This window comes from Prosthecobacter sp., from assembly GCF_020439865.1.
In the GTDB taxonomy this organism is placed as follows: domain Bacteria; phylum Verrucomicrobiota; class Verrucomicrobiia; order Verrucomicrobiales; family Verrucomicrobiaceae; genus Prosthecobacter.
On the sequence record NZ_JAGRPF010000149.1, the window covers coordinates 1 to 12,278 of the forward strand.

Below are 12,278 nucleotides of genomic sequence, written 5' to 3' on the forward strand. Positions count from 1 at the left end.
TGCGGGTGGTGGCGAAGGGCTGGAAGAGCTTGCCCATCTGCTCGGCGCTGATGCCCTTGCCGGTGTCCTCAAAGTTCAGCCGCACCTCGTAGTCGGTGAAGGTGCCGCTGATCGTCAGCGTGCCGCCGTTGGGCATCGCCTGGCAGGCGTTGCGGATGAGATTGTAGAAGGCCTGTTTCATCTGGTTCGCGTCCAGCGGCATCGAGGGCAGGTCGGAGCGCAGGTCGAGCTTCAGCTTCACCTTCGCCTGCTCGATCTCCGGCTGCAGGAAGCGCACGCACTCCTCCAGCAGCTCGCGCAACTGCACGCGCTGGAGCTGCGGCTGCGTGGGGCGGATGGCGGCGAGGAACTGGCCGATGATGAAATCCAGCCGCCGGATCTCGCCGGTGGCCACGTCGAGGTGCTCGCGCAGCGCCTCGCCCTTCGCCCCCATCTTCTTGAGGCGGCGTTCGAGGAGCTGGAGGTGGATCGTCAGCGAGTTGAGCGGATTGCCCAGCTCATGCGCAACGCCGGCGGCCAGCAGTGTGAAGGCGTTCAGGCGCTCGCTTTCGAGCTGCTCCTCGGTGCGCTTGCGCGTCTCGGTGACGTCGCGGATCAGCATCACGAAGCCCAGCGGTGAGTCGTCGTCGATGCTGGTGATGTAGAAATTGAGGTAGCGGTTCTCCGGGTAAAAGATCTCCAGGTCGCGGCTCACCACGGTGCCCGGCTTGAGCAGCTCGTTCCAGTCCAGTCCGCGCACGCCCTGCGCCAGCCGCTGCCCCAGCACCTGGTTTTGCTCCAGCCCGAAAAAGGTGCAGGCAGCGCGGTTCACGTAGCTCACCTTGCCCTCGGTATCGAGCAGGATGACGCCCTCCTGCAGCGCTTCGAAGACTTTTTCCTGAAACTTCTTCTCCCGCACCAGATCGAGCACCACCGCCTGGACCTCGCCCGGTTCGAGGCGGTCCATGCGTTTGATAAGCTTGTCGATGAAGGCGGATCTCATACACTGGCGGTCATGAACGACATCCTGATCGTCCTCTGCACCTTTCCCGACATGGCAAAGGCACGCGAGACTGGCACGGCGCTGGTGGAATCGCAACTCGCCGCCTGCGTGAATCTCATCCCCGCCGTTGAGTCCATCTACCGCTGGGAGGGCAACGTCGAGACCTCCGCCGAGGTGCTGGCCCTCTTCAAAACCACCCCCGCCGCCTGGCCCCGTTTCGAATCCCGCCTGAAGAAACTACATCCCTACGACGTGCCGGAGATCGTGGCGCTCAAGCCGGAACAGGTGTCGGAGAGCTATGCGCGGTGGGTCGGGGAAAACGTGGTGTGACGTCATTTGCTCCGCGTTGCCTTGCTGCGAATAGAAGCGGCAATGACGTCGCCCTGTTTCAGCAATTCGATAACCTGATCCCTGATTGAAAGCAGTTTTAGATAGTCTTCACTTTTTGATGGTGGGCTGTCACGGCGAAAAAAACGTTTCAAGTATCGTTCGATAGTGCCTTTTCGCGACAACCGTTCTTCATCGGACATCTCAAGCGAATCCATAAAGATGCTCCACGGTCGATTTCCTTTCTTCGAATTACACGGCTTACAACATGGAAGTAGATTGCCAAGCCGATGTCCGGCTCCACTGAACTCGCCATTTTCTACCGTTGCAAATACGTGGTCCCATGTTTCGGCCTCTTTTCCGCAATACACACACTCAAGATCGGCTTCCGGGTCTTGTCCCAGCGCGTGGACAGCCTCTTTCACATCAGCTTCGCTGTATTGGTCACAAGGAGAAATCGCCGATGCAAATGCATGATTGATCGTGGTTTTTCGCCTTCCAAAGATTGAGTAGATGGTGAGATGCTTCTTTATGGCTGTGACTCTCATGTTTCGGAAATGGTTGATGGAATACCCTCCTACTGAGTCTGTCCGTTTGATGAACAGCCGCTTTTGCGAACAGTGGTTTTAAAACGTCACTCGGGAACAATACGACTTAATTATCCACCACTTCCCGTAGCGCCCGCTGAATCCTCGCCAGCGTCTTCTCCTTGCCGATCAAATGCGCGATCGTCGTCACGCCCGGACCGCGTGACTGGCCGCTGAGGGCGAATCGCAGGAGCGGCATGAGTTTGCCGGCCTTGATGGCAAGCGTGTTGGCAGCGGCTTCGACGGCGTCGTGCACGCTTTGCTCGGTCCACTCGGTGGCCTGGGCGAGTTGATCGCTCGCGGCCTTCAGCAGATCGGCGTTTTCGGGTTTGGCCTTCAGTTTGGCCACGACATCTTCCTCAAACGGGAAGTCCTCGCGGAAGAAGTAGTGCACCCACTCGGGAAGTTCGGTGAGCAGGCTCACCTTCTCGCGCACGCTGTGCACGGCGGCGGCGGCCATGGCGTCGTCGGTCCATTGCAGGCCTTTGGCGGTGAGGAACGGACGCGCCTGCTGCAGCAGCGCATCGGGGCTGAGTTCGCGCAGATACTGCGCGTTGAACCACTGCGCCTTCTTGAGATCGAACTTGGCGTTGCTGCTGTGGATGGCCTCGGCGTCGAACAGCGCGGTGAGTTCGCTGCGCGAAAGTTTTTCGCTCTCGGCTTTCGGCGTCCAACCGAGCATGCAGAGGTAGTTGAACACGGCGTCGGGCAGGAAGCCGGCGTTCATGTAGCTGTGCTCGATGGCGCTGCCTTCGTCGCGCTTGCTCATCTTCGTGCCGTCCGGATTAAGGATGAGCGGAATGTGCACGTAGGTCGGCGGCGTGGCGCCGAAGGCGTTGAAGAGGTCGATGTGCTTCCAGGTGTTGGAGAGATGATCCTCGCCGCGGATGACATGCGTCATGCGCATCTCAATGTCGTCCACCACATTGACGAAGTGGAAGATGTAGCTGCCGTCCGGACGACGGATCGTCATGTCCGGCTCCTCGGTGGGCGCGAATGTCACATCGCCGCACACGAGATCGTGCACGGTGATCGCGGTGCGGCTGAACTTGAAGCGCATCGCGCCATCAGGCTCGGCATACACGCGGCCGGCGTCTTCGAGCTTCTTGAAGTAGGCGTCGTAGATGTCCTTGCGCTGGCTTTGGAAATACGGACCGCAGTCACCACCGGCCTCCGGGCCTTCATCCCAGTCGAGCCCGAGCCAGCGCAGTCCTTTGAGAATGCCGGCGGAAGCTTCCGCCGTATTGCGCGCGCCATCGGTATCTTCCACCCGCAGGATGAACGTGCCGCCGGTCTTGCGGGCCATCAGCCAGTTGAACAAGGCCGTGCGCGCGCCTCCGACGTGAAGGTCACCGGTGGGAGAAGGAGCAAAGCGGACGCGAAGGGACATGGATGAGGCGTGAGGGGTTGAAACGGGGGAGCGACAATAGCCGGGATTTGCCGATGGAAATTTCAAATCTCAAATTTCAAATCAGGCCCACAGGCCTATGTTCGCCCCATGAAGATCTCACGCATCCTGCTTTCACTGCTCGGTCTGGCGATTCTCGGCGCCGTGGCCGCACCGCTGGCCGGCGCCTGGTGGCTTCGGAGCTACGTCAACAAGGAGCGCCTCGTGCTGGAGACGGAAAAGAACATCAATGCGCGCGTGCAGCTCGACGATGTGGTGTTCACTCTCTTCACCTGGCCGCCAACGATCCGCCTCAGCGGCCTGAAGATCGCACCGCGCGACAAGTATGCAGGAACGCCTCTCGAAGGACGCCCGCAGCTCCAGCATGCGCCGGTGGAGATCGACATGGCCTATCTCGAACTGGACTCGGACGGCCTGTGGCGCCGGCAGTTTTATCCGCGCGTGCTGCGCATCATGGGCGTGGAGGTTCAGGAGAGGCTGGACGCCCAGGGCAGTTCGTTGGAGAAACTGTTTCAAAGGCCTGTTGCTGAAATAAACCTGACCGAAGACGGCGTGCCGCGCGCGATCCCGCTGTCTCCGCCTGGAAACGAGCCTGTGAATGCGCCACCCGCACCCGGCAAGTCCACCTTGGTGCAGGACACGACGGAGCCCGTGGTGACAGCTATTCCACAGGTGGAACTTCCCCCTGCTGAGAAATCGCGTGCCGAACGGCTGGCGCTGCAGGAGATCAGCATCGAGCAGGCGCACTTTCACATCGTCAACCAGGACGCTGATTCCAAGTTCAACGCTGACATCAGCGACTTCAGCCTTTCCCTCACTGACATCGACATCGATCCGGAAAACCTCATGGCGCACAACCGCCTGCACGTGCGGCTCGCCGCCAAGGCGGTGGTGGACGGCATGGCAAAGATCGGCGGACAAATGCGGCAGGTGCGCTTTGCCGACATGGTGCTGCATGGTGACGGCGAGGTGAAGCCCGTCGATCCCGCCACGATGGCGTGGTCCCCTGCGGCCGATTTGAAACTCGTCATCGACCGCGGCTCCTCCATCGGCGGCAACATGACGATCGGTGAAACCGCGGGCCAGAACCTCGACAAGCTCATGAAGTACGGCATCGACATCAGCGCCGTCCGCATTGGCGGAACGTTCCTGCAGGATGTGAACGCCCACATTTTGTTTCACAACCAGTACATTCAGTTCCTGAGCGACACCCAGTTCGTCCTGCCGGACTACGAGTACACGATCAAGCACGAGTCATGGATGGACTTCGCCAAGGATCAGCAAGGCCTGTTGACGCGGCTGTCCTGCGGCGACGCGCTCAAACAAAGCATCATCAACGGCATCGCCAGCCGCGGTGTGAACAAGACGCTTTCTCAAATGGCCGTGGATCTCATGTCCGACAGCCGCGGTCGTCTTTCCTTTGATCTCACCATCACCGGTTCGCTGGCTCACCCCGAAGTGAAGCCGGACCTCCAGCGCAAACTCGAAGGCCTGCTGGGGAACGACATCGAAGACAAGGCCAAGGGCCTGCTCAACGGCCTCAAGGGACTGTTCAAGAAGCTCTGATCCGGACGCACGATTGCTCCGCAAAAACGAACGTTGATGCTTCAGACATGCGAAGGGAAATTCCCGCGGGAACACTTGGCATCCACAGACGCGCTGAGTAGCTTCCCAGCATTATGAGCAACAAATCGTATGGCTGTCTGATCATCCTGCTGCTTCTCGCGCTGATCGTGAGCCTCGGACTGAACGTGGGCCAGTTTCTGGGCAAACTGGATCTCGATGTCGGCATGGACGCCGGCCTCTCGACCGCACGTCCGAAAAAGAAACTCCACGAGACAACCGTGGAATCGGCGAAGAAGCCGACGCAGGACAAGATCGTTCACATCGACCTCGAAGGGGTCATCTCATCGATGGAAATGAGCGGGCTGTTTGCCGAGGCGATGCCGAGCGTGGATTCGATCAAGCAGGCGCTGGAACAGGCGACGGAGGACAAGAACGTGAAGGCCATCGTGCTGCGCATCAATTCCCCCGGCGGTGAAGTGACGGCGTCGGACATCATCTACAACGCGGTGAAGAAAGCGGCGAAAGAGAAACCCGTGGTCGTTTACATGGACTCGATGGCGGCCTCCGGCGGCTACTACGTAGCCTGCGGTGCGACGAAGATCGTCGCCAGTGAAACCACGCTCACGGCCAGCATCGGCGTGATCATTGAGACGATGAACTACAGCGAACTGTTCGGCAAAGTGGGCCTGTCGATGACGGCCTTCACCAGCGGTGCGTTCAAGGACTCCCTCAGCGGCGCGCGCCCGATGCGCGACGACGAGAAGGTCTATGTGCAAAATCTGGTGACGCAGATGTATGACCGCTTTCTCGGCATCGTGTCCGAGGCTCGCGGCGTGCCGAAGGACCAGCTCAAAAACACCGTAGCGGACGGCCGAGTGGTGACCGGACGTGAAGCACTGGCGGCAAAGCTGGTGGATCAAATCGGCTATGTCGAAGACGCCTATGCGCTGGCCCGCGAACTGGGCAAGACCACCGACGCCGGCGTGGTGAAGTATCGCCATGAGGTGAGCCTTTTTGACGTCTTTGCCTCCGCCAAAACCGCTCCGCAGCCAGCAAAGGTGCAGCTCGACGTGAGCAGCGGCCTGCTGCCAAAACTGCTGCCGGGTGTGCCCTACTATCTGCCGCCGAGCTTCGCCCGCTGATCATGCTGGAACTTTCAACATTTGGGGTCTTGCGTGATCTTGCGATCTTCGCCAGCATCGCCACGGCACTGGGAGTGGTGGCCTATCGCGTGATGCGGCACTTCAGGCCGGAAGTGTCATGGAATCACGAGGGACAGGTACTCTCACGTCCCTATGCCGCGCCAGATTTGATGGTGCTGGCGGGCCTGGGACTGCTCTTTCTCAGCAGCATGGCGCCTCCGTCGGGCGGACAGGCCGATGCGGCGATGAGTGCCTCCGGGATCATTCTCAGCATGCTCTTCAATCTCATCGTCTGCGCGGCCCTGCTGCTGTATCTGCATCAGCTGCGCGGACTGAACCCAGCGGAACTGTTCGGACTGCAGCACCTGCGCTGGCGCTGGATGGGGAAAGTCGTTTTGATCTTTGCCGTGATCTGCCTCGTCGCGGTCAGCCTCACTTCGATCGCCGTGACCAAGTGGCTGCAGGACATCTGGCCGGATTTGCAGCCTCAGCAGATGGTGGCCGTGTTTCAATCATCCGGCGACCTTTGGATCAAGGTGCTGGTGATCATCGCCGCAGTGGTGATCGCACCGCTGGCGGAAGAGACCTTGTTCCGCGGATTCGTTTACGGTGTCTTGAAGAGGTATACGGATGCGCCATTCGCAGCACTGAGCTCCTCGCTCATGTTTGCGATCATTCACATGCACGTCGGCAGCCTGTTGCCGCTGTGCATGCTGGCCGTGCTGTTCTGCCTCGCGTACGAAATCACCGGCTGCCTGCTGGCGCCGATGCTCCTGCATATGATCTTCAACACCACCAGCATCGTGCTGATGCTGGTCTTCGATGTGAAGTGACTCACATCACCATGCCACCATCGACAGTCAGCACCTGGCCGGTTACGTAACGTGCGGCAGGGCTGGCGAGATAAAGCGCGGCGGCGGAAATGTCTTCAGCGGACCCGAGTTCTCCAAGAGGGACCTTCTTCAAGATCTCCTCCTTTACCTGGTCGTTGAGCACGTGCGTCATGTCCGTGGCGATGAAGCCGGGGCAGATGCAGTTGGCAGTGACGCCACGACCGGCGAATTCGCGGGCGAGCGACTTCGTGAAACCGATGAGGCCGGCCTTGCTGGCCGCATAGTTGGCCTGACCGGCATTGCCGATGAGACCGATGACGGAGCTGATGTTGATGATGCGTGCGCCTTTTTGCTTCAAAATGCTGCGCTGCACGGCCTTCACCATGTTGAAGGCGCCTTTGAGGTTCGTGTCGAGCACAGCATCCCAGTCTTCCTCGCTCATGCGAAGAAGCAGGCCGTCCTTGGTGACACCGGCGTTGTTCACCAGAATGTCAACGTGATCGAAATCGGCGAGAATCTGCTTTCCAACTTCGGCGCAGGCGGGACCGTCGGCCACATCGAGCGCATAGGCCTTGGCCGCACCGGGATGCGCGGCGTTGATGGCATCAGCAGCGCTCTGCGCGTTGGCCTGCGTGCGGCTGACAACGGCGACTTTCGCGCCTTCGGCGGCGAAGGTTTCAGCGATGGCTTTGCCGATGCCGCGACCGGCTCCGGTGACGATGGCGATCTTGTCTTGAAGTTTACCCATGGTTCATCCATGAACGGGGCCATTCACCGTGCAAGAAGAAGGTGCATCCAGACCGGATCGCGTTCATGGTCGCCCATTGCCGATGAGTGACGACGCGCCGCCAGCCGACAAACCCCGCCTTCTGAAAACGTCCCTCTCATTCGGCGGGTTCTGTGAAATCGCGGCCCTTTCGGCACTCACCGGAACGTGGCTGGGCAGTCTCGGACGCTTCCATTGGACGTTTGACCTGCTGTCGCACTTTCGGCTGCAGTACATCGTTGTGAACGCCGTCATCGTTGTCTTCGCGCTCTTCCGTCGGCGCACATGGCTGCTGCTTGTGTCGCTGATCTCGCTTCTCTGGAATGCCCAGATCATTCACGCCTACCATCACACCGCCGGGATCGAAGAAGCCGGATCAGTCAAGCCGCTAAGGGTGATGACCTTCAATGTCATGATGGACAACCCCAACCAGGTCGCGGCCATCGAGCACGTGATGAAGGCGGATGCCGACATCGTCTGCCTGCTGGAGGTGAACGAATCATGGCAGACGAGCCTCGAACCACTGCGCGTGAAATATCCCCATCGCGTCGAGGAGATGAACGACGGCAATTTTGGCATCGCCTGCTACACCCGACTGCCGCTGAAGAGTCTCGAGGTCCGGCGATTCACAATATGGCGGCTTCCTTCCCTGCTGCTGACCCTCGATCACCTTGGTGTGCCTCTGACCTTCATCGGCACCCATCCGATTCCACCGATGGGCGGCCTGAGTGCGCATGAGTGGCGGGAACAACTGTCCCAGATCGGCGCCATCGTCACGGACCTCGAAGGCGAGGTCATTGTGGCCGGCGACTTCAACGCCACGCCCTGGTGCGAAGGCATGCGGTTGCTCCGCGAGAAGAGCGGCCTCGATTTTCACTCCGTCGATCCTGTATGGCCGCCGACGTGGGGCTTGAGGCTGCCGATGATGATTCCGATCGACCATGTGCTGGTCAAACGCGGGCTGACCGTACAGAAGCGCACGATCGGACCTGAGATGGGTTCAGATCATCGTTCGGTGACGGTCGAGATTCTCAGCTCGCGTTGATCACGCCAGCACCGCCTTCACCGGATGATGCTCTTCCACGCCGGTGAGCCGCTGATCAAGTCCTTGGAACTTGAAGCTGAACTTGCGGTGGTCGATGCCCATGAGGTGGAGGATCGTCGCGTTGAGGTCGTTGATGTGAACCGGATCTTTGACCACGTTGTAGCTGAAGTCGTCGGTTTCGCCGTATTCGACGCCGCCTTTCACGCCGCCGCCGGCCATCCACATGGTGAAGCAGCGCGGATGATGATCGCGACCATAATTGTCCTTGGTCAGCGTGCCTTGGGAATAGACAGTGCGGCCGAATTCGCCGCCCCAGACGACGAGCGTGTCCTGCAGCAGGCCGCGTTGCTTCAAATCCATGATCAGCGCCGCGCAGGCGCGCTCGCTGTCCTCCACCTGGCCGCGGAGGAGCTTTGGCAGGTTGTTGTGCTGGTCCCAGCCGCGATGCAGGATCTGCACAACACGCGTGCCGCGCTCGATGAGACGACGCGCCATGATCGCGCTGTGCGTGAAGCTGCCGCTGCGCTGCACGTCCGGGCCATACATGTCGAGCGTGGCCTTGCTCTCCTTGCTCAGGTCGGTGAGCTCCGGCACGCTGCTCTGCATGCGAAAAGCCATTTCGTATTGCGCAATGCGCGTTTGAATCTCGGGATCACCGATGCGGTCGTGATTGATCGTGTTCAGCTTGTTGAGCGCATCGAGCATCGTGCGGCGGTCGGTGGGATCGACGCCGGGCGGATTCTTCACATACAACACCGGATCGCCCTGGCCACGCAATGCCACACCGGTGTATTTGGTCGGCAGGAAACCGCTGCTCCACATGCGCGTGAACAGCGCCTGCGCCTGACTTGCCGCAGGGAATGTGGGCGTGAAGACCACAAACGAAGGCAGGTCATTGCTCAGACTGCCGAGACCGTAGGAGAGCCAGGAGCCGATGCTCGGCTTGCCCGGCACCTCGCTGCCGGTCATCACAAAGGTGCAGGCCGGATCGTGATTGATGGCGCTGGTGTGCACGCTTTTGATGACTGCGATTTCATCGACGATCTTTGCGGTGTGCGGCAGCAGTTCGCTCACAAAGCGCCCGCACTGGCCGTGCTGCGTGAACTTGAACATCGACGGCGCCACGGGGAAGCGCGCCTGGCCGCTGGTCATCGTGGTGATGCGCTGGCCGTTGCGCACGCTTTCAGGAAGGTCCTTGTCGTAATGCTGCTGAAGCTGCGGCTTGTGATCCCACAGATCGAGCTGTGACGGCGCGCCGTTCATGTGCAGGTAGATGATGCGCTTCGCCTTCGGTGCGAAATGCGGCAGTCCGGGCAGCGGCGGCTGCACCAAGGAGGAGTCGGCGCTCGCGAGGCGTTCACCCAGCATGCTCGCCAGCGCGATGCTGCCCGCCCTCAGGCCGGTCTGGCCAAAGAACTGACGGCGGGTCTGACTGCGGTGAAATTCGAGGAAGGGGTCCATGCAGCCTCCCATAACGCCGTTCACGTGCGTGAGTTTGCGGAAAGCCTTGCCCACGGGGGCGCGTTCACCAACGGCCATGCTGATTCGTCTGCCCCTGCTCGCCACCGTATTGTTCCCGCTGCTCCTCTCTGCAGCTCCATCCAGGCCCAATGTTCTCTTCCTGCTGGTCGATGACCTGCGCTTCAACGCGCTCGGTTACATGGGCGACACGATCGTGAAGACGCCGAACATCGACCGTTTGGCGAAGGAGGGCGTGGTGTTCAAGAACATGTTCGTCACCACATCGATCTGCTCCGTGAGCCGCGCCACCGCGCTCACCGGCCAGTGGATGCGCCGACATGGCATCGAGGACTTTGCCAAAGGAATCAGCGATGAAGCATGGAAGGACACTTATCCCGCGCGATTCCATGACGCAGGCTACTACACCGGCTTCATTGGTAAATATGGTGTGGGCAATCCGCAGGTGACGAAGGCACGCGGAGCGAGCTTCGACTTCTGGCGCGGTGAACCGGGACAGGCAGGCCGCTTCTTCATCGAGCCGAACGATCCCACGCGCACGCACAAGACGGCGAAGATGGGCAACGATGCCCTGACGTTTCTGACGACGACACCGAAGGATAAACCGTTCTCGCTGAGCGTCAGCTTCAACGCCGTCCACGCACGCGATCACGAGAAGCGCGAGTATGAACCCGATTCGCGAGACGATGGCATGTATGACGGCATCGAGATCCCGCTGTCCAAGCTGGCGACGGATGAAGCGTTCAAGCGGTTGCCGGAATTCGTGCAGAAGAGCGAAGGCCGTCGCCGCTGGGAATGGCGCTTCGACGAGCCGCAGAAGGCGCAAAGCATCCTGCATGATTATTACAGCCTCATCTCCGGCGTGGACCGCGAGATCGGCCGCATCTTGGAGACACTGGATCAGCAGAAGCTCATGGAAAACACCATCATCGTCTTCACCGGCGACAACGGTTACTCGCTGGCCGACCGCGGTATGGCGGACAAATGGTATGCGTATGAGGAAGACCTGCGCGTGCCGCTCATCATCCGGGATCCCATGCTGCCGAAGGACCGCGCCGGAAAAACCGTGGATGCGATGGCGCTGAATGTCGATCTCGCGCCCACGATGCTCGATCTGGCCGGCATTCCTGTTCCCGCCGCCATGCAGGGGCGCAGTTTGAAGCCGTTGCTCGAAGGCAAGGTGCCGGAAGACTGGCGCACCGAGTACTTCTACGAGCATCACAGCGTCAAAGACCGCATCCCACCCAGCGAGGCCGTGCGCACCCAGCGTTGGAAATACATCCGCTGGATGGAGCCGAATCCGCTCGTCGAAGAACTCTACGATCTCGAATCCGACCCGCTGGAAGAGCACAACCTCCTCGCTGATCCGAAGCATGTCGCCATCCTGAAGGAACTGCGGGAGAAGTGGGCGAAGTATCGCGAAGCTTTGAAGTGAATCCCACTTCTGCCGCCGTACCTAGTACCGCGTTTCGCTGACCGCGCCGGAAACCGTCACGGTGGCTGTGTGGAAGTTCAGTTTCATCAGGGCATCCGGCTTCATGCCTTTAATATGTTGATGGCCAGATTGAATGGTAGGGTTGCCTTCGAGAACGACTTCTGCTGATCCCGCACGGAAGTGAATCCGCGAGGCAAGGGCGAAAAAGCTGCCCTGCGACGTAATAACAGTGACTCGTGCGCGGGAAGCACGTGCCGCCAGCAGCAGCCCCCCTTTTTCGCGAATAACCCGAATATCGTCGCCTTGGAGCAGCACAAAGGGGCTCTCACAGAGTGTCAACTGACCGCGGCGCCCGTGTGGTGCGCTGTTGACGAAACCAGCGCCGCCATTGTCCTGAGTAGCGACCACCCACGTCATGGGGTCCACGACCATGAGCGAAGAGGCCACCTTCTCGACAGCAGCGCTGGCTCCGCGACCAAGGCCGATGCCAGACGGCCTCAGCCCGGTCCCACCACTCGCCGCCAACTCTGCATCCGTAACGAACTGACGCGCGTGCACGAACCCGTGATCGATAACACGCAATTCAGGCCCCGGTTTTGCCGCCCAGCTTTTCAGCTGCGGATCCAAATCCACCACCTCACCACTGCGAGGAACCGCATCATTCGCCATGCTCAGGACGCTGCCAGAGATGAGGCCGACACACGGTGT

12 protein-coding genes are annotated in these 12,278 nt (G+C 60.2%); 6 read left to right on the forward strand and 6 right to left on the reverse strand.

Going from position 1 to position 12,278, the window contains the following annotated elements:
- A partial coding sequence (locus KDL09_RS18320) for a PAS domain S-box protein (protein WP_294388396.1) occupies positions 1-982 on the reverse strand: 982 nt, incomplete at its 3' end.
- A gap of 12 nt (positions 983-994) precedes the next feature.
- Here KDL09_RS18320 and cutA point away from each other — a divergent pair.
- Positions 995-1,312 carry a divalent-cation tolerance protein CutA gene (cutA, locus tag KDL09_RS18325; protein WP_294388398.1) on the forward strand — a complete coding sequence of 106 codons (318 nt, stop codon included), beginning with the start codon at positions 995-997 and terminating at the stop codon, positions 1,310-1,312.
- A gap of 2 nt (positions 1,313-1,314) precedes the next feature.
- On the opposite strand, the gene KDL09_RS18330 is transcribed toward cutA, so the two are convergent.
- A complete protein-coding gene (locus KDL09_RS18330) occupies positions 1,315-1,857 on the reverse strand; it encodes a hypothetical protein (protein ID WP_294388399.1) in 543 nt (180 codons plus the stop codon).
- 106 nt (positions 1,858-1,963) lie between these two features.
- Positions 1,964-3,286: a glutamate--tRNA ligase family protein gene (locus KDL09_RS18335; protein ID WP_294388402.1), complete on the reverse strand. Its 1,323-nt coding sequence runs from the start codon at positions 3,284-3,286 to the stop codon at positions 1,964-1,966.
- 108 nt (positions 3,287-3,394) lie between these two features.
- Between KDL09_RS18335 and KDL09_RS18340 the strand changes: the two genes are divergently transcribed.
- The 3 genes from KDL09_RS18340 (at position 3,395) to KDL09_RS18350 (ending at position 6,845) form a co-directional block, all read left to right on the forward strand.
- Complete coding sequence (locus tag KDL09_RS18340) at positions 3,395-4,870, forward strand: hypothetical protein (RefSeq protein WP_294388404.1); 1,476 nt, start codon at positions 3,395-3,397, stop codon at positions 4,868-4,870.
- A 113-nt stretch (positions 4,871-4,983) separates the two neighbouring features.
- Positions 4,984-6,012: a signal peptide peptidase SppA gene (gene sppA / locus KDL09_RS18345; RefSeq protein ID WP_294388406.1), complete on the forward strand. Its 1,029-nt coding sequence runs from the start codon at positions 4,984-4,986 to the stop codon at positions 6,010-6,012.
- 2 nt (positions 6,013-6,014) lie between these two features.
- Positions 6,015-6,845: a CPBP family intramembrane glutamic endopeptidase gene (locus KDL09_RS18350; RefSeq protein ID WP_294388408.1), complete on the forward strand. Its 831-nt coding sequence runs from the start codon at positions 6,015-6,017 to the stop codon at positions 6,843-6,845.
- 1 nt (position 6,846) lies between these two features.
- Here KDL09_RS18350 and fabG read toward each other — a convergent pair whose 3' ends face one another.
- Entirely contained in the window at positions 6,847-7,593 is a 747-nt protein-coding gene (fabG, locus tag KDL09_RS18355) for a 3-oxoacyl-[acyl-carrier-protein] reductase (RefSeq protein WP_294388410.1), read from the reverse strand.
- 82 nt (positions 7,594-7,675) lie between these two features.
- Here fabG and KDL09_RS18360 point away from each other — a divergent pair, with 82 nt between their 5' ends.
- Positions 7,676-8,656, forward strand: coding sequence for an endonuclease/exonuclease/phosphatase family protein (locus tag KDL09_RS18360; protein WP_294388412.1), 981 nt, complete (start codon positions 7,676-7,678; stop codon positions 8,654-8,656).
- Here the strand turns inward: KDL09_RS18360 and KDL09_RS18365 are convergent, their stop codons facing one another.
- Entirely contained in the window at positions 8,657-10,117 is a 1,461-nt protein-coding gene (locus tag KDL09_RS18365; RefSeq protein ID WP_294388572.1) for a DUF1501 domain-containing protein, read from the reverse strand.
- A 76-nt stretch (positions 10,118-10,193) separates the two neighbouring features.
- Here KDL09_RS18365 and KDL09_RS18370 point away from each other — a divergent pair, with 76 nt between their 5' ends.
- The gene (locus tag KDL09_RS18370) at positions 10,194-11,570 is read left to right on the forward strand and encodes a sulfatase (RefSeq protein ID WP_294388413.1); all 1,377 of its coding nucleotides are present in this window, start codon (positions 10,194-10,196) and stop codon (positions 11,568-11,570) included.
- A gap of 21 nt (positions 11,571-11,591) precedes the next feature.
- Here KDL09_RS18370 and KDL09_RS18375 read toward each other — a convergent pair whose 3' ends face one another.
- Entirely contained in the window at positions 11,592-12,239 is a 648-nt protein-coding gene (locus KDL09_RS18375; RefSeq protein ID WP_294388415.1) for a hypothetical protein, read from the reverse strand.
- Between the last annotated feature and the right edge of the window lie 39 nt (positions 12,240-12,278).

Bases quoted from the DNA above. Each gene is read 5' to 3' on its own strand.
- KDL09_RS18360 (WP_294388412.1), top strand. From the start codon at position 7,676: ATGAGTGACGACGCGCCGCCAGCCGACAAACCCCGCCTTCTGAAAACG.
- cutA (WP_294388398.1), top strand. From the start codon at position 995: ATGAACGACATCCTGATCGTCCTCTGCACCTTTCCCGACATGGCAAAG.
- KDL09_RS18340 (WP_294388404.1), top strand. From the start codon at position 3,395: ATGAAGATCTCACGCATCCTGCTTTCACTGCTCGGTCTGGCGATTCTC.
- sppA (WP_294388406.1), top strand. From the start codon at position 4,984: ATGAGCAACAAATCGTATGGCTGTCTGATCATCCTGCTGCTTCTCGCG.
- KDL09_RS18365 (WP_294388572.1), bottom strand. From the start codon at position 10,117: ATGGACCCCTTCCTCGAATTTCACCGCAGTCAGACCCGCCGTCAGTTC.
- KDL09_RS18350 (WP_294388408.1), top strand. From the start codon at position 6,015: ATGCTGGAACTTTCAACATTTGGGGTCTTGCGTGATCTTGCGATCTTC.
- fabG (WP_294388410.1), bottom strand. From the start codon at position 7,593: ATGGGTAAACTTCAAGACAAGATCGCCATCGTCACCGGAGCCGGTCGC.
- KDL09_RS18370 (WP_294388413.1), top strand. From the start codon at position 10,194: ATGCTGATTCGTCTGCCCCTGCTCGCCACCGTATTGTTCCCGCTGCTC.
- KDL09_RS18335 (WP_294388402.1), bottom strand. From the start codon at position 3,286: ATGTCCCTTCGCGTCCGCTTTGCTCCTTCTCCCACCGGTGACCTTCAC.
- KDL09_RS18330 (WP_294388399.1), bottom strand. From the start codon at position 1,857: ATGAGAGTCACAGCCATAAAGAAGCATCTCACCATCTACTCAATCTTT.
- KDL09_RS18375 (WP_294388415.1), bottom strand. From the start codon at position 12,239: ATGGCGAATGATGCGGTTCCTCGCAGTGGTGAGGTGGTGGATTTGGAT.